The organism is Acinetobacter sp. WU_MDCI_Abxe161 (assembly GCF_025514355.1).
Lineage (GTDB): Bacteria > Pseudomonadota > Gammaproteobacteria > Pseudomonadales > Moraxellaceae > Acinetobacter > Acinetobacter pittii_E.
Map to the genome: position 1 here is coordinate 21,140 of NZ_JAHPTU010000011.1, position 23,674 is coordinate 44,813.

The window sequence follows — 23,674 nt, forward strand, 5'->3', positions numbered from 1 at the left end:
ATAATGTAACGTTATACTATTACATTTATTTCCTTTTGTCTTTTATGGCTGATGATTTATGCGACACAAATTAGGATTGTTGTCTTCGTTGGGTCTTTCTTTTATATCAACACTCACTTGGGGAGAAGAAACGTCAGCGGTACTTGAGACCATACGTGTTCAGGCTGAAAGCACCCGAGAAGATGTGAGCCAAAATAGCTCGGCGACTAAATTTACTCACGATGTTTTAGATGTCCCTTTTAACCGTGCTTATCTTTCTAAACAAATAATGGAACAACAAGACGTTCAACGGATTGATGACGCGTTAACTTTAGTGAGTGGAGTTTTTCATCAAAATAATTATGGCGGCGGCTTTTGGGATAACTACTCTTTCCGAGGCTTTAGTGGTGACCCAAATTTAGGTGCAGCTATGATTCGAAACGGCTTGAGTGTCAACCGAGGGATTAGTACCCCAAAAGATGTAGTGAACATTGAATCTTTAGAGTTTTTAAAAGGACCAATGGCGGCTTTATATGGCCGCGGCGAAACAGGGGGGTTGCTCAATCTCAATAGTAAAAAACCACAGTGGGAAAGCGAAAGTGAACTTAATCTACGCGCCAATACCCAAGAACAATATCGAATTAGTCTGGAACACACCGCGCCTATAAACGATGAACTGGCTTATCGTTTAGCAGTGGCTCACGAAGATAATCAAAGCTTTCGTGATCATGTCAGCAGTGAACGCTGGTTCTTTTCGCCACAGCTCACATGGAAAATTTCAGACCAGACACAACTCGACTTTGACAGTGAATTTACAGAGCACAAAGGAACCTTTGACCGTGGGGTAAGCACAGTCAATCACCAGTTTGTGATGGACCCAGAAACCTTTACAGGCGAGCCTGATGACGGCGATATGAAAGTAAAAGACTACTTTTACCAGTTACGCCTTAATCATGAATTCAACCCTGACTGGAAACTTAATAGTGCGGTCAGTTATAAAGACGCTCAAATGATCGGCTTTTCAACCGAACCACGACGTATGCAGGCCGATGGTCATACTTTAGAGCGCCAACGCCGCTATCGTGATTATACGAGTGAAGATGTTCTGGCTCAGACAGAGTTACTGGGCAAGCTTGATACGTCTTGGGCTCGCCATGAAATTTTACTTTCAACTGAACTTGGTCAACTCGACTACAAACAAAACCAGCTTCGTCGCAACCACAGCACAGGCTCACCAAACACAATTGATATTTACCAACCTGAATATGGCAAATATTTACCAAACTTAGCACCGTTTACCAACACCAAAGAACAGCAGCGTTACTTTGCACTTAATCTACAAGATCAGATCTTTTTCAATGATCAGTGGAGTGTGCTTTTCGGCAACCGTTTTGATCAGGTCGAACAAGATTTTAAGAATCACCTGACCCAGACTGAAAGCAACCAGACCCTTCATCAAAATAGTCCGCGTTTCGGAGTAAATTTTAAAGCTTCTGAGCAATGGGCTTTTTATACAAACTATGGCCGCTCATTTGCCATGAATAGTGGTATGAACCGAAATGGTCAGACTTTTGCCCCTGAAAAAGGCGAAAGCTATGAAGTCGGCACCAAATATAAAGTGAATGACCAAAGTGTGCTGAGTCTCGCTTTGTTTAAAATGAAAAAACAAAACGTGCTAACGACAGACCCAATCGATAGTAACTTTCAAACCGCAGCAGGTGAAGTCAGTAGTAAAGGGCTTGAGTTTGACTTAAATAGTCAGATCAATGACCGCTGGTTCGTCAATGCTAACTATAGTTATACCGATGCCCAAATTGAAAAAGACCAAGACTTGGCAAAAGGTGCACGTCTAAGCAATGTTCCAAAACACCAAGGCTCCGTAAGTACTAATTATGAATTTCTACAAGAAGGTCCGAGAAAAGCAGGTGTAGGTGCCAACCTTACTTATGTTGGCGAGCGCAGCGGACATAACCTTGATAATGGCTTTAATTTACCGAGTTATACATTGGTCAATTTAAATGGCTACTATGCCCCATCTGACCGTTTACGCTATCAGCTCAATGTGAACAACCTGTTTGATAAAACTTACTATGTTTCAAGCTATAGCGATTTGTGGGTTCAACCAGGTGAACCACTAAACGCCTCAATTTCGGCACAGTGGAAGTTTTAATTCATACATAAATAAAAAAGCCCGAATTATTTTTCGGGCTTCTCATTAAAACATACCATTTTCATTGATGAGAGGGTCGGGCTGTACTTGACCGATATCCCAAAACTCAGCAATTTTACCCTTTTCAAAACGACAAATATGAACCACGGTCAAGGTGGTTAAGCCATTCATTTGCATTTCAAGTTTTGAATGCACAGCAACCAAATCACCCTCTTCAATGACATGTTGAACATCAAAGACTTTGTTAGGAGTTTCAATTGCACTTTCACGCATACCTTCCTTCAAAGAAGTCGCATCACCTGCAAAATAAGGGTTGTGATGCTTGAAGTTCGGCGCAGTGTAATTGCTATAGGCTTCATCAACTTCACCAGCTGCGGCAAGCTCTAAAAACCGTACTGCAATTTGTTTTTGAGATAAGTTCATATTTATCTCCTACTCTTTATTTTAGACCTTACTGCAACAGGTCATCTTCGTCATCGCCTTCCTCGAAGACATAAGCCATACAGCCCCATCCATCATATTCGCCTTGAAATTTCTCAGCGATACTGGCAAACCATTGCTCTAAATCAACAATATCTGAGTACTCAGGTTCCATGTTGACAAAGATGGTAATCACCCATTCATTTGGCTCAACAGAATCATCTTGGAAAAGTGAAACTTTTTGTTCTTGGTAAAGCAAATAGAGTGCGCATTGCTCTGCATTTTTCTGATCTTGAAAAGCAATAGAAAATTCAATTTCATGCAGCTCGGTTAAATCATCCCCATCTTCAGCCATTTGCCAAAGTACGTTGCCATTATCGTCATCTGGAAATTGTTCGTAGTCACGAGTCATAAAGTGATCCTTGTTGTTGTCGCAGTATTAATATTATTCGACATCAAGAATACCCGACTTTTATTGCAATTTGGGTATATATTCCGTTCCCAATTGCATCAAATTAATTTTTTTAATTGTATAAATTTTAAAAAGGCACTTGCGACTCAATCACCACATCTGTTCCTTTCAAAGGATGTTGGAAAGCCAAATATGCAGCATGTAATGCCATACGGTTTAAGTGAAAACGTTTAGGTTCAGGATGATAAAGCTTGTCACCCATAATCGGATGGCCAATATGCATCATGTGCACGCGTAGCTGATGTGAACGCCCTGTGACTGGTTCAAGTAATACTCGACTTTGATCAGTATTTTCATCATAGATAAGAGGTTGAAATAAGGTTTTAGCGTGTTTACCTAATTCAAAATGTACAATTTGTCTTGGGCGATTTTCCCAGTCGGTAATGAGCGGAACTTCAACGCTTCCCTCTTGTGCGACTTGGCCTTGTACCAAAGCAATATAGTGTTTTTTGACTGTTCTGGCCTGAAACATTTTACTTACCGCAACTTCTGCATCACGATGCTTGGCAAACATAAGCAAGCCTGATGTCGCCATATCTAAACGATGAGTGACCTTAGCCAAAGGGAACTTTTCCAGCACCCGTAAATAAGCACTGTCATGATGTTCAGGTAAACGACCCATGACCGACAACAGGCCCGCAGGTTTATCAACCACAATTAAATCGTCATCTTCAAATAAAATTGAAAGCGGATCTTGTGGTGGAGCGTAAACAAAGTTGTCGTTTAAAGGCATGGTCGTAGAAACAGCAAAGGAGCATGGCGGCAAATCATAAAGAAATTTCAGACCTACCGCAAAATAATCTATAGCGCTCTACTCATGTTCCACGTGAAACTCGGAAAATCTTTATCGCTTTTTATTCATTTCAGCTAAAAGATCGAGCTGAATTTCTTGAATATGCGCAAGCCTTTCCCACTGATGCGATAAAAGATGGTCCATTTTTTCATGCAAATGGCGAATTTCAAGCTCAGCTTTTAAATTAATTTGATAGTCATGTTGGGAACGCAGCCGATCTTTGGCTTCTTGGCGATTTTGGCTCATCATAATAATAGGCGCTTGAATTGCAGCTAAACATGACAATACTAGATTCAGCAAGATAAAGGGATAAGGATCGACGGGGCGGACTACCATCACGACTGTATTTAAAATAATCCATCCCGTTAAAAATAGAGCAAAGCAAATAAGGAAAGCCCAACTACCACCAAAGGTTGCGATCTTATCTGCTAATTTTTCCCCAAACGTCCATTTTTGATCAAAGTCGGATTCGGTATTTCGGCTAATTAATTCATGGCGTTGCATACTGCCAATCACTTCGTTTTCTAAATTCGATAATTCGCCTTTCTCCGAGCGTAATAGCGACTGAACATATTTAATTCGATAATCTGCCAGATCGGCCCGACAAATAAAGCTTGAGTAAGTCCAGTCTGGGTGATCTTTTATAATTTCATCACTGATCACATTACGAATGACTTCACCAGACACCAGATCTTTTAAGGGAAAGCTCTTTCCACAAACGGCGCATTGCCGACACTGATTTTTATTCTCCATATTATTCAGCTCGTTATTATGATAATAAGATTATTATATAAACAATTTTGGCTGATCACATCGTAAATAAAAATAGTAATCTAGCCTAAAATCTGTAAAGCCGCTGGTACTATTTTTCGAGAGGCAGACATCACAGGCTTCATATGATGAGATTTTAATGTCAGGAGGTAGCGCAGAAAGATAAGGCTTATATATGAATTATATTCTTGTAAAGTATCGTTTTTATTGTAGAGAATTTTTTAGGGTGTCAAGGGAAAACATCTATGGTTTACTTCAACAATCATAACTTTGTAAGTTATAACCTTGTGCCTATAAACTTTTGATCTATAGCGTCCTAAGCCGAATCGAGACCTTTTGGGTGAGTACACACTAACGTTATACGTTTTGGTGCATGCTACTCTTTTCGATCCCTATCACACCCTTGAGATATAGTTTAGCCAGCACCCTGCGGGATTGTTTTTCTAAGAAAAGCGAATTTTCATTATTTTTGGTAATTTTTACTTCATTTTGCAAATTTAAAAGAATATATTCCCATTTACCTATAATTAGTTAAATTTAAATTCCACTTTATTTGTATTTTTCGGTTTATTTTACCAAATCATCAACTATTTTTATTAGCAGTACATCAGGATATAAAAAGTAACTCACCCTTCACTTTCATAGCCATGAAGGGCAAAAATCTTTTATGAAGAAATAAAACCATGTTTATGGGCAAGGTAAACGATAGATAACGCGATAAGGGCAAAAACCAGCATAAACCATGGAAAAGAAGCCGCGCCAAAACTTTCAAGCAAGCCCCCACCCACCATACCACCAAATGCGATCGCAAGATTAAATACCGTGACCAACATCGACTGTGCCAGATCCGCTTCGTGACCCCCAGTATTTGCCAAGGCTGTTTGTAATAAGGTCGGAGCCCCACCAAAAGTGACTCCCCATAACACTACACTCGTGAGTACGACAAAACTTGAAGAACTATAAACTGCTAATAGTACTGTTGCGATTGCAAAGATAAATAAGCTGATAAGTGTTATTTTTCTTAATGAACGGTCGATGAACATCCCCGTAAGGAAAATACCCACTATAGAAGAAATGCCGAACATAAAAAGAATGGTCTCAACTTTGTATGCCTGCCCTGTCGAGGCCAAAAATGGCGAAATATAGGTATAAAGAATGTTATGAGCCAATATCCAAAGAAAGACAACGAATAAAATAGCTCTAATGCCTGGCATTAAAAGAACTTTTAAAATGGGCAATCTTTTTTGTGCTGACTGTCCCGCAAAATCAGGAATACTAAAACGAATCCAGACAAATAAAATCAATGCCAATAAAGACATAATCCAAAATACGCCACGCCACTCAAACAGTGTTCCTAACCATGCACCCAAAGGAACACCAATCGCCAAAGCAATTGGCTGCCCAACCCCAGCAATTGCCAAAGCTCGTCCTTGATACGATGCTGACACCATGCGTCTTACATAACCTGCTAAAAGCCCCCATATAACACCCGCGGCCATCCCTGCAATAAAACGAGCAATCAAAGTCAAAATATAATCATTTGATAAAGCAGTAATTGCATTAAATAAAAGTAAACCCGCCATAGCACTGAGTAACAAGGGTCTTCGATTCCAACTACGAGTAAGACTAATCAGAGGTATTGCGGCTAAAACCGAACCTAAGGCATATACTGCTATTAACTGACCTGCGTAAGCTTCTGAAATATGTAGCCCTTGACTGATTTGGGGCAACAGCCCTGCTGGCATAGTTTCTGTCATGATCGTTAGAAAGCCTGCAACTGTAAAAGCCAACAGTTTCCAAATCGGTAATTGAGCAGTGAATTCATCAGTTAACTGAGGAGATGTTTCATCACACTTAATATTCATAAAGGTTTTCTCTCAAATTCGCTTGCAGCGTACTTAATCTGCTCTGTATAGCTACAAGCTTGTTTAATAACGTTAGGATGGGAAGGCATTTGTTCTCCGTGTAAACTAAAAATCACATTCTGGAATAATCATTCCAATTTAAGTTAAATAAAAACCTTAACTATTCAGCTCAACAATAGTTAAGGTTTAAATGAGTTTTATAAAACGTTTAAAGCAATTTCGACCACATCCATTAAACATTGCTTTCTTTGTTCAAGCGGACTACCTTTCCCTAAAACACGTAAACCTTGAATAGTATTTACAAAGAAACTCGCTAATGCACGTGGGTTTTGCGTAGAAGAAATTTCACCAGATTGTTGAGCTTTAATTAACAAATTCTCTAAAGCATGCTGGATTTTCTGTAAATTACTTATAACGAATTTGGAGACATCTTCGTCATGTCCAGCCAATTCCAAACAGGCATTTGCGATGAGGCAGCCTTTATGCTCTGAATCGTTCAGCTCATCTTCAACAATATTTACAAGTAACTGCCTAATAAGTGCTTTTGGAGAACCTGAACCACCTAACAATTCCACATTATTAAGTGTGGTTAAAAGCTCATAGCGTTGTAATGCTTTTTGATAAAGCCCTTGTTTACTCTGAAAAGTACTATAAAGACTACTTCTAGATAAGCCCGTACCATCAACCAAGTCTTGAACTGAAGTTGCAGCATAACCACGACGCCAAAAAACCTGCATTGCAGCATCAGCAATTTCATCAGTTTCAAATTCTTTTGTACGCATAATTAGACTTAACAGGAACGATCGTTCCAGTTAATTTAGGCTAGGAAGATAGAGAAGTCAAACTAAAAAATTAATCAGATGATTTAATTAGAATTTGTAGATTGAGGTTATTTATAAAAACTATTTCATTAGTAACCGCTTAGCCGATTCAATAATCATTGCTCTACGCTTTTCATGAGGATTATCAATATCCTCAATCGGGGTAAACATTCTGGCAACTTGAGGCAACATAAACCAACTATTTGCAAGTGCTAAAATCAGGAAAGTTAAATAGCTTGCTTCAATTTCATCAGTTATTTTTCCTTGGTCTTGTTCTTTTTTAATCGCTTGGATTTTATAACTATAGTTTTCACGACGACTACGTTCATTTGGTACTTCGTCTGATGAATAGATCAGTCCTTCCCAAAGCAATAAACGACTTAGCTCAGGATGTGCATAATGATAGTCATAGGCACGGCCTGCGTATTCAGCAATATCTTCTTCTGCAAATGATTTAAGGGGTACAGATTGCGCAACTTTTATTAACTCATTACTTAAAACAACGTCGAATAGCTCTCTTTTTGCTCCAAAATAATTGTAAATACGCTCTTTATTAACACCCGCAATCTTTGCAATTTTATCAACTGTTGTGCCATCTGGACCGTACTTGGCAAATTCGCCAATCGCCGCATCTAAAATTTTTTGCTTCGTCCCTTCCGTATCCCAAGACATAAATTTCCTCTTGCATATATTATAAAAAAATATTATAAGGTATCTCCAACCAAATGGTTGGATTTTTTGGAACTTTATAATGAACAACAATATTATAATTTTTGGTTATGGAACAGGAATTTCTCGGGCACTCGCTTATCGCTTTGGGAAAGAGGGTTATGCTGTAGGTTTAGTTGCAAGAAATGCGGAGAAACTTGAACAGGCAACTCTAGAACTTAACACACATAATATTGAAGCTTATTCATTTTCAAGTGACCTAAGTAATATCGAAAATATTCCTGAACTCATCAAAAGAATTAAAAAGCAGTTTGGAGAGATTAAAAATATTCATTGGAATGCCTTCCATGAAATTGAAGGAAATTTATTAACAACCAATCCACTTGACCTGACCAAAAGTTTCCATATTCGTGTTTCAAGCTATATTGCAACAGTACAAGCTTGTCTAGATGATTTAAAAAGAAATCAAGGCAGTATTTTATCGACTAACGGGGTATTTTCGCTTGATTTAGTGGGCATAGACTTCGTCGCAAAAGAATACTCATCTTTAGCAATTGCCGCTGCTGCCCAATATAAAACAACCAATTTACTTGCTCATACGCTAGCAGACTCTGATGTATATGTGAGCCAAGTTATTGTGAATGGCTTTGTAGATGGAACACCTGGGGCAGAAGATAAAGCTTATACGGTACATCCAGAAACTATTGCAGAGCAGTTCTGGCATTTACAACAACACAAGAAAGAAACCACGGTGCTGTGTGGTAAGACCATTAAAGTCGCTTAAAACACAAAATTCATAATTTATAAATTTATTATGAATAAGACATTTAATAAATCTTAATAATATTTATTAAATAACAATATCTTAACAACATCTCTAATATAGAGGATACGATGAAAGTACTTCATATCAACTCATCAACTCGTGGTGAGAATAGTCAATCATTACTTATTGCCGAACAAGTGATTACTAAACTTAAGGCTAAGCATCACGATTTGGTTGTAGATGAACTTAATCTTTTTGAAGATGACCTCCCTGCGTTTGATAAAAATGCTGTTGGCGCAAAAATGGCATTGTTCACAGGACAAGAGTCAAACTCTAAAGAAAAAGAAGCATGGACAAAAATTAAAGAAGTTTACGATCGCTTTGCATCTGCTGATATCTATGTATTTAACGTCCCTCTTTGGAACAACAATATTCCTTACATCCTAAAGCAGTTTATCGACGTTGTAACACAACCGGGCTGGTCATTTGGCTTTGATCCAAACACTGGATATACCGGTTTATTAAATGGCAAAAAAGCGTATTTAGTGATTGCAAGTGGCGTTTACTACGAAGGTATTTCTAATAACTTTGGCTCTGATTTTGCAACACCTTACTTAAATGACTGGTTAAAATTTATTGGTATAAGCGATATTGAAAATATCCGAATTTCGCCAACTGTATTAAATATGGATTATGAAAAAACAAAAAATGAAGTTATTAGCGATGTTGAGAAACTAATCGCTTAATCACAAAAAAGAGGTTTATTAATTTATTAATAAACCTCAACAACTTAACTTAATAATAAACTCTTATAAGAAGGTAATAATAATGCGTATTGGCTTAACTGGAACATATTCATCTGGTAAAACTTTAACCTCTTTAATCATTAGTGATTATTTAAATCTCCCTCGTACAGAAGCAAGAACAATGCGTGAAATCTTGCCACATGCAGCACCTGGTAAAACACTTGAAGAAGTGAGTTCTCCTGAATTGATTCAAATGATTATTACTAGACACATGGACCGTGTCATTCATGAATATAAACATAAAGAACGTTTTATTTCAGATGGCTGTTCTTTGCAAGAATGGATTTACGGAAGTGTCCGCGTTAAATATGGCATGAATCCAAATCAATCTATCCATTTACAACAAGGTGAAAGTGTTTCTAAAACCACTGAGCTTGCTTATTTTGAAAGTATTATGAGCGAGTTAGGTAAAGTGTTTAAGCGTCATGTAAAAGAATCATTTGATGCATTCATTCACTTACCCAATGAGCTTCCTTTAGCAAAAGATGGGCATCGACCAGTGAATGAGCTTTTCCGTTCAGCTTCAGATGACCTTTTAAAAGAAACATTTGATGAATTGGGAATCCAATATCACATTGTTGGCGGTAGCTTAGAAGAACGTGCAAATAGTATTTCAGAAATTTTAAAAATTAAACCCGTTAAATCTATTAAGGAATCAATCGCAGTAGCAAATGAAAAATATAAAACTTTAATTATGTAAATTTCATCTTAAACAATAACAACCATTCAACATCCAAATACTATAGAGGTGTGAAGTGAACCTATCATTTTTCAAAGAGGTTGATGAATTTTTAGGTGATAAAAATACGCGCTATTTTGGCGCTGGCTATATTAACAGTACTCATGATATTTATAATTTTCAATATGAGCCTGAAGATTTAGAAACTATAAAATTTAATTGTTTAGGCAAAGTTGGTTTGCCTCCAACATGGTCTATCAAAAGTAATGGAAGCCAAAAACCGCATTTAAGTACAATCGATATTATTGAGCTTACTTTACTCACCTTTGATCAACTGATCCAGACTCTCTACAACCGCACAATTTGTTATAAAAAACTAATCCATAAAATGGTGATTCGTGCAGGTAAAAGTCCGATTGAATCTGACTTTGATAAGATCGCAATTAGTGGCAGCATGTCTAAAGCAGCTCAAAATACCAATGTCATGAATCTGAATATTTCAAATATGAGTATTGAGATTATCTATAAAAATGACGCAAATAAAATGGAATCAAGTGAGTTTGGAGAATACCTCAAAACTCCACTAGACATTAACGACGTCATGATTAATGTAGATGAACTGAAAGCTTCTGCATTAGTCACCAATAAACGGATTTTAAATGAGAATGTTGAACCTTGGTCAACATCCTGTTTATTTTCAGTCGGTTTACAGCTAGGGCAAATTTTGCTGTACCAATTAGATTCAATTAGTCGGGCTGAAAGTAATACCTTGTGGATGAAAAAGACGGAAATTTACTTTCTATCAGATCGACCAAATATGGATGCCTCGCATCCTATCTTTACTCGTTTAGATAATGTAAGACGCTATAAAGCGGGTGACCATGATTGGCGAAAAGCTGATATCTATTCAATTCTTGGTAATACAAAAATTATTTGTAGTGTTACTCATCAACTCCCCCATACTTCTTAGTCCCTATGAATAGCAAAATAAATTATGCAGTTGCTATTTGTGAGCCATTAGAACTTGAGCATCCAGATTCATTTCTGGATGTTCAAATTCCTTACCCACAAACACTGCCACACGATGTTATTGTAAAAGTTCAAGCAATCTCTATTAATCCTGCCGACACACGTGCGCGACGTAGAAAAACTAAAGACGGCCAAACTACAATTTTAGGATGGGATGTTGTTGGAACTATTACCGAAATGGGTACACATGTTTCTGAAAAATTTAACATTGGAGATACGGTCTATTATGCAGGTGATATTAGCCGTTCCGGAGGTAATTGTACTTACCATGCAATTGACTCAAGATTAATTACTCATACGCCTACCACCATTTCTATAGAAGATGCGGCAGCTCTTCCCTTAGTATCATTAACTGCATGGGAAGCATTAGCTGAAAGACTATCACTCCAGATCAGCACTATTTCAAAAAACTCGCCTCAAGATACTCATAGTCAACCAGCGTCTTTACTGATTATAGGGGGTGCTGGTGGCGTAGGCTCAATGGCTATTCAGCTCGCTAAACTGGCACCACAGTTAACTGTTATCGCCACTGCTTCACGGCAACAAACGAGTGATTGGTGTCGAAAATTAGGGGCAGATCATATCGTAGATCACACTCAAGACATTCCGACTCAATTGGCCCAGATAGGTTATGCAGAGGTCGACTATATCTTAATCTGTAACTCACCAGATTCATACTTTAATATTTTGCCAAGTATTACTAAGCCATTTGGAAAAATTTGCAGTATTGTTCCCTTTTCTCATCTCCACGATTTCAATCTATTGATGAAAAAGAGTTTGTCATTTCATTGGGAACTTATGTTTACTCGTTCCAGTTTCCAAACCCCAGATATGACAAAACAGTCTGAAATTTTAAGTCATATCGCAAAAATGATTGATCAAAATATTATTATTTCACCAAGACTTACATCTCTACATCCTATTAATGCTAAAACCATCAAACAAGCCCATCTGTTGATTGAGTCAAATAAGACGATTGGCAAAATTGTCGTAGTGAGTGAGTAGTAAAATTAGAAGAAGCTTAAGAAAGTATGCTTCTTCTAATTTTTAAATTTATTTGTATATGTATTGGAATTCTTTAATTATTTTTCATACTCTGATGGATCAATTTTATATTTTTTAAAGAGAATAGAACGTACGGAGTCATTTATACTGTCATCATGTTTAATAATTAAATAAATATCTTTTTTAGTCAGAGGAATTTCTTTTAGTAAATCAGGCAAGTCCGTTGACCTTATAGCATTGACTTCACTAGGTTGCTTTAAAATATCAGGATCTTGTTCTTCGAAATTAAAACCCACACCTTGCAAATTAAAGTAAACCATAACCCTTCTGTTCAAAGAGTCACTATCATCATATAAAACAGTACCTTCTGGCAAAATATAATATTCTGGCAAAGTGCTATTTTTCGAATATTTCTCTTCAAAAGAATATATCTTTAAAGGTTTTTCTAGAACATGAATTTCTGGTGTTTTTGTACGATTCCAGAAGTAATAATTTAATAAGGACTGAAGGATGAAAAGTAAGATTAGTATGGTAATTAGTATATTCTTTTTCATACTTATCTCTTATTTAAACCAAATAAAATCATATTGTTAAATATCTTATTCATTTACAATAAATTCATAGGTCTTATCTAACTTCCCATCCCCACTAGCATAAAAACCCGCATATATATGAATCGTAAAATTTCCCTTATACTTTGGAACTCCAGAAATTTTTAAATTATTATAAGCATCCGCTTCATTTTGATCTATTGGCTCAATAGAGATATTCATATCACTAGGGAAATTAGTTTCAACTTCAAAAGTATATGGTATCACTCTACCACCTGATATGTTTAATTGCTGATTATATGCCTTACCTACATAGGCCACTGGAAGTCTTGCAGGCTCAATTGTATAGTCGTGACCACACCCTGTCATAACCAACAATGGAACACTTAAATTTATTAACTTAAGTTTCAGATTTTTAAACAAATTATTTTCCTTCCCATACAATTGAAAATTTTTCTGATTTAGACACATTACCAATTATTGCAGAGAAAATTGCTTGGCATTCTAAATTGATTTTTTTAACTGAACTGATATCTATAGATTCACAGCTTCTATTGTCATTATTTGAGCAGAATTTTACAGATACATCAATTTGGTTATTCTCAAATCTATCGATATAAGCATCCAACATTTGATTGTTATTAGCAGTATTTTTGCAAACAATTTTTTTTGGTGAAGATTCTTTTACTCTATCTAGAACCTCATTATTCTTAAAATTAATAGAAAAATTTAATTTTTCATTGTTTTTCATAATATGATCTATTGTGAAATTTGAAATTCCTTCACTACATCCAGTTAAAAAAATTAGCCCTGATAGGTAAAGAATTTTTTTCATTTAAAACTCTATTGGAAATTGGATTTTCTTATAGCTTCTTTTGATATTAAAATATTATCTGCCACAACTTTACTACTTTGTAGTAAGCCACCAAAGACTACTCTACACGACATATTGCTAGTTAATAATTTTTGCAATGGGTTCTTAGCGATACATTCATTGATTCATCTTCGCAAACTTTGAAGTATCCAAACAAAGTATGTTTTCCATTCTTTAACTTTTCTCCTTCGACTGAGATAGCACCTACAATAAGATAATTTTTAATATTATCGCACTTAAAATGTGAATATTTATAATTCCCGTTTTGATAAACATTCTTTAAATCATCAGTTGTTTCTAAATTAAATTTAAAAATATCACCACTCATACCATCCATATGAGAATAAGTTAAATTCTTAAGGGCCATATCCTTAAAATTTTCTTTCTCATTTTTGGTTAAAGGATTACTACCTAACAATAGAATACATATAATAACTAAAAAATTCTCATAAATCATTTATCAATCTGTGAAATATTTTTATTTAGAATCAAATCTGTAAGTATATTCCTTTGTAAATTTGCCATCACCACTACCATATATTCTACCAGAGATTTTAACTTTAAAATCACCACTATATATTGCAACTCCATAAATAACTAAATGATTATATGCATAGATTTTTTATCTATTGGATTAATAGAAAAACTTATCATTTGGGAAATTAGTTTTTAACTTTAAAAAGAGGGTGCTATTAATCTTTCACCTGATATTTTTGATTGCTAACTCTAAACACCATCAGATATTTTTTACAACTGCTTCTTATTAATACTTCTTTTGAACCAATTTCACAGATTAAAAAGTACCTATAAATATATACTTTCTATTTCGAAAATTTAGCTTATCAATTCAGACAGCTCTATTATCAATAGAGTTTTCACCTCCTCTTATAAAGCTAAAATAATTTTTTATTTAACTACTATTAGCTTATTTAAAATAAGCTTATTAAATTAATAATGACAATTAATCGAAAAACCTATTTTAACTTCTCTCTCAACAAATCATATGTCTTTTCTACTCTAAATTTTAATGTATTTTCATCAATGATATCCTGATTATTTACCCTTTGAAGATGATATAAATAACCTCTTAATCCTATCACAGAATCGGTTTGATTTGGTAAACGACTTGGACTTATATAATCACTCTCACTCCATTGATTCATCTCTAATCTAGGATCAAAACTTAATGCAAACTGAACAAATTTTTTCCATTCGTATTGTAAAGGTATATCTTCAATATTTAATTGCTTCGTTATAATAGTTTTCATTTAAACTCTCCTTCTTCCAACAACTTCACTAGGTTTTATATACCTTGGTACTAACCATTCTTCTTCAGAAACCCATTTACCTCCAATGAACAGCATTTTTTTATTAAATTTATTTTTAATTGCTCTACCAAACTCAACTTTTAACTCATAAACCGTACCTGACCTTTCCCCTTCGTTTGTAGCGAAATATTCAGCAACCCGTGGATCAGTAGTCACTGAAATAAAAGGACAATCTACTTCTTATTAAAAATATCTTTTATTCTTTAACTATAAATTCATAGGTTTTAGTTAGCTTATCATCGCCTCGTCCATAAAAATATGTATTAATTATAATTTTGTATTTTCCTTTATATTTAGGAATACCTTCTATTTTTATGTGATTGTATTGATCTATATCATCTACGGGAGTAATTTTAATCTCCTGATTCTCTGGGATATTAGAAGTTAATTCAAAATGTTGCTCTGAGACTTTACCACCAGTAATTTTTAATGTCTGATTATATTCTTTGCCAATATGTGCTATCGGAAGCTTATTTGGTTCAATATTATAACCCTTACTACACCCTAAAAAGCTTGTCATTAAAAAAATATTATTATTTTTTTAAAGCTCATCTTTATTTCTCTAAATTTCAGCGTTAATTACAAATAACCTATCCTTTAAATCTATTAAAAAATTTTCCACCATTGCTTACTTTTTCTCTGCTCTTCCGCGTCTTTTATAGCCTTATTAATATCAGCTTCTATTTTATCTTTATTGTTATCCCATATTTTATTTAGTACCTGATCAATATCTTCTCTACTCCATAAATGAAATAAGCCACTACTCGCACCCATCGCCTCTATAACTTTTTCGTGAACCTTTTGATTATCATAATCTTTTATTTTTTTATTAAACATATCTATAACCAAATCGTTGATATTTGGCTTTAGGTCATTATAAAAATCTATTGTCGTATGATCATCTAAATTATCATCTTGTATAACCCATTTAGGTACGGGCAAATAAAGATCAGTAATAATAATTTCTATTCGTATAATATTTTTATAATATATAGTCCGTTGTGTACCATTAAATCGAATTGCTATTATTTTTTCTTCATCCCAAGATAGTTCTTTCGTTAAATATGGAGAAGACTTTTCTTCTTTATGATTACTTTCTTGTTTAAAAAAATTAAATAGCATAGTTTTGCCTCTTCTTAAAATACAGTCCAAGCAGTAAATGCTTCTAGTTCTTTATCAAATGCATCTACTAGTTGATATGCAGCAATTCCCCCAATTGCACCGCCAATGAGGATACCAATACCAGAACATATAGGTGACCCTGGACCACAAATTCCTCCTGCTATCGCTCCACCTGCCGCACCTCCTGCAATGCCAGCGCCAATAGAGGCTCCTTGCCTATAAATTTCTTTTTCTTTGTTTTCAGCGTTATAGATTTCATAGCCGGCATAAGCAACGGAAAAGACAACAATTGCTCTTCCCCCCCATTTCATAAATGTAATCTTAGAATTAAACCCTGCATTAGTTTTCCCAGAACCTTTTAATATACTGTAAAACACTCGGTTCTTTTGTGAATCATTGAGCGATTTAAAAATAGGGTTACCTTGTTTTGCCGATGCCTTAACATAACTATCTATCGCACTACGCCCTTTACTCTTAAGCTCATCAAATAGTTTGGGATTTTTCTCTTGTAATGCATAGTACTCCATGAATTCATCCATTGTTTTCGTGAGCAGTTTTTCTTTTTCTGCAATAGCTCTTCCCACTGGTGAATTACGTTTTCGAATACCTTCTAATATTTCATTTCTTAAACTCGTTGCCTCTGATGCTGCCTCTTTTACTGTCATCTTTCCTTCTTTGACTAACTGAAGGTAGCGGTCACTCATCTTTTTCACTTCACGGATATAAATTTCACGGAGATGAGAATCATGAGCTAAGAAATTATTTCCAAAATAAACAGCAGTACCATTTAAACTATCTAATGCTATTTCAAGTTCATTTTTTACTTTAACAGGTACTTTATTAGTATCAGCCTGTTTTGTTGAGCCACTGGTTATTTTTAATTGAAAAGTGGATTTATTAAACTCTCCATTTTCTAATGCAGGAACGCGAATTCTCGCGAGCTTTGAATTGTTTAAAATGAGTTCAACAAAAATTAGATCCAACTTATTGCAGGGATAAACTCTCGTACATCCATTTGCATCAAGCTTGCCTCCATAGTTCTGTTTTGTTGTTGTATTTGTAAAAGTATAATTTAGCTTGGTCAGGACTTCTTTACTATCGCAAAATACCTTTAAACGAGCCGTATAACTCACTCCTTTTCCTCCCTAGCTTCTACATCATACTTATGAACCATGAGGGTAAATTTTTCTTCTTTATCCGATGAAGCGACACGCACAATTCCGTCTTTTGGAACACTACCAGTTCTAATATTACCTTTAGAGTCTATAAGACTATATGTTGGTAAGCTTTCTAATGCCAAATTATCAAGTTTATGACGGACATCGAATTCCAATATATACTTTCCATTAGGTGATGATGGAAGATTAGGAAGATCGGCTGTTACTGTCTGCCCCCCCATAAATAAATGCTGCCCAGCCTTCACCTCAAACTTGCCACCAGTAGTCATAAAAATGCCCGAACCAGTAATTTTGACTTGAGAGCCACCTGCGGTAAGTACAATTTCTTTGGCTGCGGTCGCTTCGATTTTGTCTTCAGTCGAAATCACCTGAACAGCTTTACGGGCGATTAAATCCGCACCGTCACCTTGCGCTTGTATCTCGACTTTGCCTTTGCCTGCATAGAGTCTTGCCCCTTCTTGAGCCGCAAAAAGGCTGATTTTATTTTGGGCATGCGCGATTAAATTCTTTTGGGTAGACAGGTTAATGCTGTCTCCGGCAGTTTGGTTAAGCTGCCCATCTGCGCTTAAGTGAATGTCTTCGTTACTGCTCAGCGCGATGCTATTGGGGCTTGCCAACAGCATAATTGCTTCTTTAAAGGTTTTGGCTTTTGCGTTGTCTTGCTGTTCAAGTTTTTCAATAAAGGATTTTAAGTTTTCTAAATTTTCTAATGGATCAGTTTGCTGATTTTTGGCAACTTCACTGAGTGCCTTGGCATTGCTAAGACCGCCTTCAACTTGTTGTTTGGCCTCAGCTGCGTCTAAGTGTACGCCTTGAGCTTGGTCCTGTTTATGGGTACTAACGAGTAAGCCACTGCCAGCTCTTACTGCGCCCCATTGATCTGTTCTGAGTTCGAAACCCTCACCTCGGCCATCACTTTCCGCTTTGTCTTTTGGATGGCTTAAGTTACCGAGGTTTAATTGGCTTGCCGCATGGCTGCTTTGTAGCTGGGCACTGATTTGCCCTGTGGTGTCATCAAAGCGTAGCTGGTTAAAGCCTTTACCATCGACTTCTTCTGAACGGATACCACTGAGTTTTTTAGTATCAGGTAATTGACCTTTCTGGTCGAACTGGGTCGGGTAACGTTCAGCTTCGTGAATACGCCCCACCACAAATGGGCGGTCAATATTGCCGTCAAAGAAATCGATCACCACGATCTCACTCACACGTGGCAAGAAGCGTGCGCCATAACCCGCACCTGCCCACGGGGTGAGTACATCAACCCAAGCCGAGTCAGTGTCATTGTCGTTACTTCCCGCTCCACCGTCATGGCTATGGTCGTCAGCTCGGGTAAACAGGAAGCGGACTTTAATGCGTCCCCACTGGTCAACATGAATGCTTTCACCCTCTAACCCCACCACTCTAGCGCGCTGCGGGTAAGCCGCTGGACGGTGCTCTAGCGGGCTATATTCAGGCACAGTTTTAATGTTGCGTCGAACAACATTGAGCTCAGCAAAGTGGCGCTGCTCAGGATTTTGCGTGTCGAGTTGGACGGCCTTAAGCTTGTCTTTGGGTAATAAACGCTCAAGTTGCTGCTGTAACTCTTTCGGTAAATTATTCTGGTTATAATAGTGCTTGCTTAAGATTAAGAACTCTTTATCAGCACTGTCATGTTGATCGAGCTCTGGATGGTCATTGAGTTCAAACCAGTAACCCACCTGTGCATCACGGACATTGCCTGAAACGGTAAATTGTTTAGAGTTCAAGTAATGGTAAGCATTGATGTGTTGGTTAAGCTGTTCAATCTGGCTATTGCCCGATGCTGTGGCTTGGTCTTCACCGTTTAAGTCCTGCATCCACGCTGGGCTAACATGCCATGCATCTTCAAGGTTTAGACTAGCATTGTCATAGTGTTCGCTGTGTTTCTGTGTGCCTTGCACGCTACCACTACCCTCTTCTTGTTGCAGGGCATCGGCTTGCCAACGTTGCACATGAACAGACGTCGGCTGTAAGCTTCGCTCAGCTTTAACTTGAGTAATGGTATCGAACTGTTCTGTCGCACTGCTGCGTTGGTAGCGTAGGCTACGACGGTCAAGGGCTTGATAGTGCTGGTTATCGTCAATTAAGCGCAAGACTTGTGGCTGAATGGACGCACTTGGGTTGGCTACAAAAAGTTGTGATTCATCGACCAGCCAATTAATGCCCTCGCTACGCCATAGACGAGTTAAAAAGTCATAGTCACTTTCATTTGACTGCATCACAAATGGACGCACATCGTAGTCTTTGCTTAACCCTGCCGTTTCGAGCGTTAAGCTTGAGGCAAATAGCGGGCTTTTACCTTGCCATTCTTTAAACAGAATTTCGCTAATATCGCGCACGCTTTTATTCATAAACACGCGGCTATTACGGCGTTTATGCCAAAGTGCAGTTGGGTCTTTTAAGGTTAAGTTATAAATGGTGAGTGAGCCGTCGCTTTGCCCCTGGCTCGCTTCGGTAATAATGCCCGTGGTTCTAAAGAACTGGCCTGTGTCAGTGACCTGATCGACAGCAACCTGACAGCCAATAAATTGTTTTAATGCAATATGTGCGTTCGTCGACAGACACAGTAACTCAGCAACGCTGCCTTGGTTGAGCGTATGTTCGCCCTCAATGCGCTGTAAGAAAACTTGCTGGTTTAAAGACTGATTTGAGAATTGGATATGGACGGCACGATTTTGTGAAACAAGGCCTAAACGCTCCAATATACTCGACACACTCATCTGCATTTTTATTATCAATCAAACTTATATTTAAGCCGTATTTTAATTAATAAAAGACTAATCTGTCTATCTATACTCATTTTCAAAATGTAACTAGTCTAAATATGCTGTTTTACGTTAATTTCTTATTAAATAGGTATTTAAACCGTAAAATCAGATCATTTTAAAGCGCTATAAATCAGCCAGATATATTTAATATTTTTCTTTTATATTCAAATAGATATTAAATAAATCAACCACTCAAATTAATAAAATTCAGGATGAGATATGAAAATAAAAAAGTCTGCTTTTTATATATTTACTGTGATTTTCTCACTTCATTCTTTAGCATTTGCGGAACCGAGTGTCGCCGATATTCAATATCGTGCAGAGCAAGGACAAGCTGTTGCTCAATATCATTTGGGGATGATGCTTTTAAGCGGTGAACAAGGCGTTGTTAAAAACTATGAACAAGCGTTTAAATGGCTAACTGCGGCTGACCAAAATGGAAGTATGGGGGCAAAATATAGTTTAGGGATGATGTATTACACAGGTACGGGCGTCGAAAAAGATGCCAAACGCGCTTTTGACTATTTTACTAAGGCTGCGGCCAAGGGTCATGCTAAAGCACAATATAACTTAGGGGTGTTATACGACAGAGGTGAAGGAACTGCGCAAGATTATGGAAAGGCATTTGAATGGTTTAGCCGTGTTGCCGAGCAAGGCTACCCACCCGCAGAATATAATTTAGCTCAGCTATATAAAAAAGGTCGCGGCGTCGCTCAAAGCGATGAGCAAGCCCTTAAGTGGTACACCAAAGCGGCCGAGCACAATGAAAGCGATGCTCAGTACAACTTGGCCCAGATGTATTTAAATGGTGAAGGCACGCCAAAAAACCTACCACTGGCAAAGAAATGGTTTCAGCAAGCTGCCAATGCAGGCGATGTAGATGCTAAAGAAATGCTTAAAAGTTTAGAATAAAGGCAGCTATCTCTATAATATTTTACTTATAAGATGATGAATTACTATTATTAATAAAACTGCATGCACAATTATTTTATTATTTATTTTTTCTAATTAAATATAAACATTAATTCCATTATTTTAAAAATATATTTAGTTTTATTATTAAATCAAAAATATTTTAAATATTAAATTGACGTAATTAAAATCACCAATTATTATTTCGTTGCTGGCCACATTGCCAGTCGGTTTTGACAGACCGTTGATCCACGGCGGGTTATAGTACAATCTATAAGTCGTTAGACCCTTGCGTCCCCTTTTCTTTGCGGTAGGACGGGAGGGGGACGCCCCGTGCGTGCTGGTTCCATGGATCCCAGTCTGTCAACCCCCTTTCGTTCTACCACCATAAATTAATTCGCGGTAATCTGGTGGTAGGACTCCATAAATTATAAGGAGTTGACCATGACATTTTTTAAACTTACTTCCTCTCTTATTTAACTATTTTATTTAAAATTTAGGTTTTCTATTGCCTAGTTTTTTAAATTTATAATTTATTTTTATTTTAAAATTTTAATTATTTTATTTTCCTAAATTTATGGGAGGATTAATTATTACCTAAAATTATTTTAAATCTTAAAACGAATTATATTTTTATTCGACTCATAGATATAAATCATTATGAGAATAATATGAAAATTTATAAACCTATTTTGGCTTTATGTTTGGTTCTAGCGAGCTTGGGAATTTCGGGTTGTAACTTACACACTCAACAGGAGTTTGAAAAAATTTGTCTGTCGGGTGGGCACAGCAAAACCAGTTGTGAATGTATTTATCAGCGACTTGAACAAGCCTACTCTCCCAAGCTGATGCAGCAGCTAGAACATGTCAGTTTGCAAAGTCCTGTTCTCCCACGGGACTTTGCTCCTACTTTTTTCAGCGTCATGCAGCGGTGTGACAAAAGTAGTCTGGGTTAAGCGTTTGGCTTGGCCCCCTTATCTCTGTGTTGCAATGGTTTATTACTTTAAATCAGCGCAAAAAATTAAAGTCTGTTGTGGCGCAGAGGCCTAAGTTGAGTTCAAAATGAGATATATAAAAGACGATCTTGTACGTTTTAACCTACAAACTTTTAGGGATTTTGCGGATTGGCGACATCCCTCTTTTTTCCTAATATGAACTCATACAGGAACAGGATGTTCCGGAATACAAAACAACAATAATAGGTTCATGCACCAGGAGCGTGAGATACGACAGGAGTCATATCTAGCAACCAAATACGAAAAAGCTCGACAGGATGTCGGGCTTTTTTTATATCTGAATATTGGGAATATTTTAGGGTTTAAAAATCTCTGGCAGACTCTCTGCAAGAATATTAGGAATATTGTTTGGATAAACAATCTCATCTGTTTGGCTTAACTCATCAAACGTCCACCAACGACTTTTACTAATTACAAGCTTTTCTTGTTCAGTCCAGTTTGCTGTATTTACTTCTTCATTTTCAATAAAAACAATAAAAAGCCTTTCTTCAGAAAACACAACTTCTGCACTTGGTAACATCATTTCAAAATTGCGTGTTGCAACATGAGTACCTACATTTTGTCGTACTACACCTAACTCTTCATAAAGCTCTCGGCAAGCTGCTTGCTCGAAGGTTTCCCCGTCTTCAAGCCCGCCACCTACAGTTGCCCAATGTGATTGTCCAGCCAAAGCATCATTTGTATGAGTAAACTGAAATAACAAAATTTGATGATTTTCATTAAGAACTAATAGTCTTGAAGATTTTCTAATACGCATTTGATTTTTTCTTAAAGTAACAAGGTGGCTATTATTCATATTCAATTTGAAAAGTTAAATCATTTCACAATGTACGTTTTATCCTACAAACTTTTAGGGATTTTGCGGATTGGCGACATCCTTCTTTTTTCCTATGATGAACTCATACAGGAACAGGATGTTCCGGAACATAAAACAACAATAATAGGTTCATGCACCAGGAGCGTGAGATACGACAGGAGTCATATCTAGTACCCAAATACGAAAAAGCCCAACAGGACGTTGGGCTTTTTTTATTGCTATTTAAAGTGATATTTAGGCTAAACCTATAGAGGACTATGAGCCTGTTCCTGCTTTTTATGACGGATCCAACGCACTACCCAGATAACTGCAATCAGCACCACTACTGCCACAAGCGCAGGCACTAACATAGCTGAAACTGAAAGTAAGATTGCACCAATCCACTCACCTGTCGCAACGACAAAATTACCCAAGCCACCCGTAGTTGCCGTTGAAACACCACGTGCAGCAACAGTACTCATTTGCACCACACCTGCCGTACCACCACCGACAATAATGGCTGCTGCCCAACTGGCAAACTGAGACATTTCTCCACTACTGACCGCCATCGTTGCTAACGTACCCGCGATCATAGCCGCAGGGGTTGCGACTGTGTCCAAGGCATTATCGACCCACGGAATATAGTAAGCCGCAACTTCACACATCGTTGCCACAGCTAAAGCCAAACACACCGACGGCATAGCCAACCACTCAAAACCTTTCGATGGCTCAAACCATCCCATCATGGTTGCAATGCTCATGACCAATAGCGGCACAAACACCCGAAAACCGCAGGCAGCGCTCAGGCCCACACCAATACATAAACCCAATATTGTTTCCATAACGGTTTCCTTTTTTAATGCCCA

Annotated in this window: 25 protein-coding genes and 2 pseudogenes; 8 read left to right on the forward strand and 19 right to left on the reverse strand. The window is 37.1% G+C overall.

The window, feature by feature from the left end:
- Positions 1 to 58: 58 nt before the first annotated feature.
- Positions 59 to 2,149 carry a TonB-dependent receptor gene (locus KTI78_RS12830; protein WP_262446309.1) on the forward strand — a complete coding sequence of 697 codons (2,091 nt, stop codon included), beginning with the start codon at positions 59 to 61 and terminating at the stop codon, positions 2,147 to 2,149.
- A 45-nt stretch (positions 2,150 to 2,194) separates the two neighbouring features.
- Here the strand turns inward: KTI78_RS12830 and KTI78_RS12835 are convergent, their stop codons facing one another.
- The 7 genes from KTI78_RS12835 to KTI78_RS12865 form a co-directional block, all read right to left on the reverse strand.
- A complete protein-coding gene (locus tag KTI78_RS12835) occupies positions 2,195 to 2,572 on the reverse strand; it encodes an ester cyclase (RefSeq protein ID WP_262446310.1) in 378 nt (125 codons plus the stop codon).
- Positions 2,573 to 2,600: 28 nt separating this feature from the next.
- Complete coding sequence (locus tag KTI78_RS12840) at positions 2,601 to 2,981, reverse strand: ribonuclease E inhibitor RraB (protein WP_004795383.1); 381 nt, start codon at positions 2,979 to 2,981, stop codon at positions 2,601 to 2,603.
- Between the two features lie 127 nt (positions 2,982 to 3,108).
- Positions 3,109 to 3,774: an RluA family pseudouridine synthase gene (locus KTI78_RS12845; protein WP_262446311.1), complete on the reverse strand. Its 666-nt coding sequence runs from the start codon at positions 3,772 to 3,774 to the stop codon at positions 3,109 to 3,111.
- A gap of 111 nt (positions 3,775 to 3,885) precedes the next feature.
- Positions 3,886 to 4,587 carry a DUF1003 domain-containing protein gene (locus tag KTI78_RS12850; RefSeq protein WP_239969007.1) on the reverse strand — a complete coding sequence of 234 codons (702 nt, stop codon included), beginning with the start codon at positions 4,585 to 4,587 and terminating at the stop codon, positions 3,886 to 3,888.
- A 683-nt stretch (positions 4,588 to 5,270) separates the two neighbouring features.
- A complete protein-coding gene (locus tag KTI78_RS12855; RefSeq protein ID WP_262446312.1) occupies positions 5,271 to 6,470 on the reverse strand; it encodes an MFS transporter in 1,200 nt (399 codons plus the stop codon).
- Between the two features lie 197 nt (positions 6,471 to 6,667).
- Positions 6,668 to 7,252: a TetR/AcrR family transcriptional regulator gene (locus KTI78_RS12860; protein ID WP_224993627.1), complete on the reverse strand. Its 585-nt coding sequence runs from the start codon at positions 7,250 to 7,252 to the stop codon at positions 6,668 to 6,670.
- A gap of 120 nt (positions 7,253 to 7,372) precedes the next feature.
- Positions 7,373 to 7,963, reverse strand: a complete 591-nt coding sequence (locus KTI78_RS12865; protein WP_224993625.1) for a TetR family transcriptional regulator — start codon at positions 7,961 to 7,963, stop codon at positions 7,373 to 7,375.
- 79 nt (positions 7,964 to 8,042) lie between these two features.
- Between KTI78_RS12865 and KTI78_RS12870 the strand changes: the two genes are divergently transcribed.
- The 5 genes from KTI78_RS12870 (at position 8,043) to KTI78_RS12890 (ending at position 12,245) form a co-directional block, all read left to right on the forward strand.
- Positions 8,043 to 8,744 carry an SDR family NAD(P)-dependent oxidoreductase gene (locus KTI78_RS12870; RefSeq protein WP_262446313.1) on the forward strand — a complete coding sequence of 234 codons (702 nt, stop codon included), beginning with the start codon at positions 8,043 to 8,045 and terminating at the stop codon, positions 8,742 to 8,744.
- 110 nt (positions 8,745 to 8,854) lie between these two features.
- On the forward strand, positions 8,855 to 9,472 hold the full coding sequence (locus KTI78_RS12875) for an FMN-dependent NADH-azoreductase (protein WP_224993621.1): 618 nt from the start codon (positions 8,855 to 8,857) through the stop codon (positions 9,470 to 9,472).
- Positions 9,473 to 9,554: 82 nt separating this feature from the next.
- Complete coding sequence (locus tag KTI78_RS12880; RefSeq protein ID WP_224993619.1) at positions 9,555 to 10,232, forward strand: AAA family ATPase; 678 nt, start codon at positions 9,555 to 9,557, stop codon at positions 10,230 to 10,232.
- A gap of 55 nt (positions 10,233 to 10,287) precedes the next feature.
- Positions 10,288 to 11,181: an AvrD family protein gene (locus KTI78_RS12885; protein ID WP_224993617.1), complete on the forward strand. Its 894-nt coding sequence runs from the start codon at positions 10,288 to 10,290 to the stop codon at positions 11,179 to 11,181.
- A gap of 5 nt (positions 11,182 to 11,186) precedes the next feature.
- Positions 11,187 to 12,245: a zinc-binding alcohol dehydrogenase family protein gene (locus tag KTI78_RS12890; RefSeq protein ID WP_224993615.1), complete on the forward strand. Its 1,059-nt coding sequence runs from the start codon at positions 11,187 to 11,189 to the stop codon at positions 12,243 to 12,245.
- A gap of 77 nt (positions 12,246 to 12,322) precedes the next feature.
- On the opposite strand, the gene KTI78_RS12895 is transcribed toward KTI78_RS12890, so the two are convergent.
- The 10 genes and pseudogenes from KTI78_RS12895 to KTI78_RS12945 all read right to left on the reverse strand — a co-directional run bounded on the left by KTI78_RS12895 (position 12,323) and on the right by KTI78_RS12945 (position 20,042).
- Entirely contained in the window at positions 12,323 to 12,799 is a 477-nt protein-coding gene (locus KTI78_RS12895; RefSeq protein ID WP_224993613.1) for a hypothetical protein, read from the reverse strand.
- Positions 12,800 to 12,844: 45 nt separating this feature from the next.
- Positions 12,845 to 13,267 (reverse strand): hypothetical protein, encoded by a 423-nt coding sequence (locus tag KTI78_RS12900; protein WP_224993611.1) that lies wholly within the window; start codon positions 13,265 to 13,267, stop codon positions 12,845 to 12,847.
- Complete coding sequence (locus KTI78_RS12905) at positions 13,221 to 13,631, reverse strand: hypothetical protein (protein WP_262446314.1); 411 nt, start codon at positions 13,629 to 13,631, stop codon at positions 13,221 to 13,223. Before KTI78_RS12905 ends, KTI78_RS12900 begins: the two co-directional genes overlap by 47 nt.
- 8 nt (positions 13,632 to 13,639) lie before the next feature.
- Positions 13,640 to 14,127 (reverse strand): annotated as a pseudogene (locus KTI78_RS12910) (hypothetical protein).
- 517 nt (positions 14,128 to 14,644) lie between these two features.
- Entirely contained in the window at positions 14,645 to 14,938 is a 294-nt protein-coding gene (locus KTI78_RS12915; protein WP_224993606.1) for a hypothetical protein, read from the reverse strand.
- Positions 14,939 to 15,154, reverse strand: coding sequence for a hypothetical protein (locus KTI78_RS12920; RefSeq protein WP_262446316.1), 216 nt, complete (start codon positions 15,152 to 15,154; stop codon positions 14,939 to 14,941).
- Positions 15,155 to 15,194: 40 nt separating this feature from the next.
- A pseudogene (locus tag KTI78_RS12925) lies at positions 15,195 to 15,550 on the reverse strand (hypothetical protein).
- 54 nt (positions 15,551 to 15,604) lie between these two features.
- Positions 15,605 to 16,120: a hypothetical protein gene (locus KTI78_RS12930; RefSeq protein ID WP_224993604.1), complete on the reverse strand. Its 516-nt coding sequence runs from the start codon at positions 16,118 to 16,120 to the stop codon at positions 15,605 to 15,607.
- 14 nt (positions 16,121 to 16,134) lie between these two features.
- On the reverse strand, positions 16,135 to 17,253 hold the full coding sequence (locus KTI78_RS12940; RefSeq protein ID WP_410374418.1) for a hypothetical protein: 1,119 nt from the start codon (positions 17,251 to 17,253) through the stop codon (positions 16,135 to 16,137).
- Positions 17,250 to 20,042 (reverse strand): type VI secretion system Vgr family protein, encoded by a 2,793-nt coding sequence (locus KTI78_RS12945; protein ID WP_262446317.1) that lies wholly within the window; start codon positions 20,040 to 20,042, stop codon positions 17,250 to 17,252. The genes KTI78_RS12940 and KTI78_RS12945 overlap by 4 nt, the downstream gene beginning before the upstream one ends.
- Positions 20,043 to 20,303: 261 nt before the next feature.
- On the opposite strand from KTI78_RS12945, the gene KTI78_RS12950 reads away from it, so the two are divergent.
- Together KTI78_RS12950 and KTI78_RS12955 are read left to right on the forward strand one after the other, a co-directional pair.
- Complete coding sequence (locus KTI78_RS12950) at positions 20,304 to 20,996, forward strand: tetratricopeptide repeat protein (RefSeq protein WP_262446318.1); 693 nt, start codon at positions 20,304 to 20,306, stop codon at positions 20,994 to 20,996.
- Positions 20,997 to 21,667: 671 nt separating this feature from the next.
- Positions 21,668 to 21,952, forward strand: coding sequence for a hypothetical protein (locus KTI78_RS12955; RefSeq protein ID WP_262446319.1), 285 nt, complete (start codon positions 21,668 to 21,670; stop codon positions 21,950 to 21,952).
- Positions 21,953 to 22,307: 355 nt separating this feature from the next.
- On the opposite strand, the gene KTI78_RS12960 is transcribed toward KTI78_RS12955, so the two are convergent.
- Positions 22,308 to 22,808, reverse strand: a complete 501-nt coding sequence (locus KTI78_RS12960) for an NUDIX hydrolase (protein WP_262446321.1) — start codon at positions 22,806 to 22,808, stop codon at positions 22,308 to 22,310.
- Positions 22,809 to 23,074: 266 nt separating this feature from the next.
- Entirely contained in the window at positions 23,075 to 23,650 is a 576-nt protein-coding gene (locus KTI78_RS12965) for a DUF4126 domain-containing protein (RefSeq protein WP_262446323.1), read from the reverse strand.
- Positions 23,651 to 23,674 lie beyond the last annotated feature (24 nt).

Excerpts from the sequence above, each read along its gene's own strand:
- KTI78_RS12830 (WP_262446309.1), top strand. The coding sequence starts at position 59 with ATGCGACACAAATTAGGATTGTTGTCTTCGTTGGGTCTTTCTTTTATA.
- KTI78_RS12835 (WP_262446310.1), bottom strand. The coding sequence starts at position 2,572 with ATGAACTTATCTCAAAAACAAATTGCAGTACGGTTTTTAGAGCTTGCC.
- KTI78_RS12840 (WP_004795383.1), bottom strand. The coding sequence starts at position 2,981 with ATGACTCGTGACTACGAACAATTTCCAGATGACGATAATGGCAACGTA.
- KTI78_RS12845 (WP_262446311.1), bottom strand. The coding sequence starts at position 3,774 with ATGCCTTTAAACGACAACTTTGTTTACGCTCCACCACAAGATCCGCTT.
- KTI78_RS12850 (WP_239969007.1), bottom strand. The coding sequence starts at position 4,587 with ATGGAGAATAAAAATCAGTGTCGGCAATGCGCCGTTTGTGGAAAGAGC.
- KTI78_RS12855 (WP_262446312.1), bottom strand. The coding sequence starts at position 6,470 with ATGAATATTAAGTGTGATGAAACATCTCCTCAGTTAACTGATGAATTC.
- KTI78_RS12860 (WP_224993627.1), bottom strand. The coding sequence starts at position 7,252 with ATGCGTACAAAAGAATTTGAAACTGATGAAATTGCTGATGCTGCAATG.
- KTI78_RS12865 (WP_224993625.1), bottom strand. The coding sequence starts at position 7,963 with ATGTCTTGGGATACGGAAGGGACGAAGCAAAAAATTTTAGATGCGGCG.
- KTI78_RS12870 (WP_262446313.1), top strand. The coding sequence starts at position 8,043 with ATGAACAACAATATTATAATTTTTGGTTATGGAACAGGAATTTCTCGG.
- KTI78_RS12875 (WP_224993621.1), top strand. The coding sequence starts at position 8,855 with ATGAAAGTACTTCATATCAACTCATCAACTCGTGGTGAGAATAGTCAA.
- KTI78_RS12880 (WP_224993619.1), top strand. The coding sequence starts at position 9,555 with ATGCGTATTGGCTTAACTGGAACATATTCATCTGGTAAAACTTTAACC.
- KTI78_RS12890 (WP_224993615.1), top strand. The coding sequence starts at position 11,187 with ATGAATAGCAAAATAAATTATGCAGTTGCTATTTGTGAGCCATTAGAA.
- KTI78_RS12895 (WP_224993613.1), bottom strand. The coding sequence starts at position 12,799 with ATGAAAAAGAATATACTAATTACCATACTAATCTTACTTTTCATCCTT.
- KTI78_RS12900 (WP_224993611.1), bottom strand. The coding sequence starts at position 13,267 with ATGTGTCTAAATCAGAAAAATTTTCAATTGTATGGGAAGGAAAATAAT.
- KTI78_RS12905 (WP_262446314.1), bottom strand. The coding sequence starts at position 13,631 with ATGAAAAAAATTCTTTACCTATCAGGGCTAATTTTTTTAACTGGATGT.
- KTI78_RS12915 (WP_224993606.1), bottom strand. The coding sequence starts at position 14,938 with ATGAAAACTATTATAACGAAGCAATTAAATATTGAAGATATACCTTTA.
- KTI78_RS12930 (WP_224993604.1), bottom strand. The coding sequence starts at position 16,120 with ATGCTATTTAATTTTTTTAAACAAGAAAGTAATCATAAAGAAGAAAAG.
- KTI78_RS12945 (WP_262446317.1), bottom strand. The coding sequence starts at position 20,042 with ATGCAGATGAGTGTGTCGAGTATATTGGAGCGTTTAGGCCTTGTTTCA.
- KTI78_RS12950 (WP_262446318.1), top strand. The coding sequence starts at position 20,304 with ATGAAAATAAAAAAGTCTGCTTTTTATATATTTACTGTGATTTTCTCA.
- KTI78_RS12955 (WP_262446319.1), top strand. The coding sequence starts at position 21,668 with ATGAAAATTTATAAACCTATTTTGGCTTTATGTTTGGTTCTAGCGAGC.
- KTI78_RS12960 (WP_262446321.1), bottom strand. The coding sequence starts at position 22,808 with ATGAATAATAGCCACCTTGTTACTTTAAGAAAAAATCAAATGCGTATT.
- KTI78_RS12965 (WP_262446323.1), bottom strand. The coding sequence starts at position 23,650 with ATGGAAACAATATTGGGTTTATGTATTGGTGTGGGCCTGAGCGCTGCC.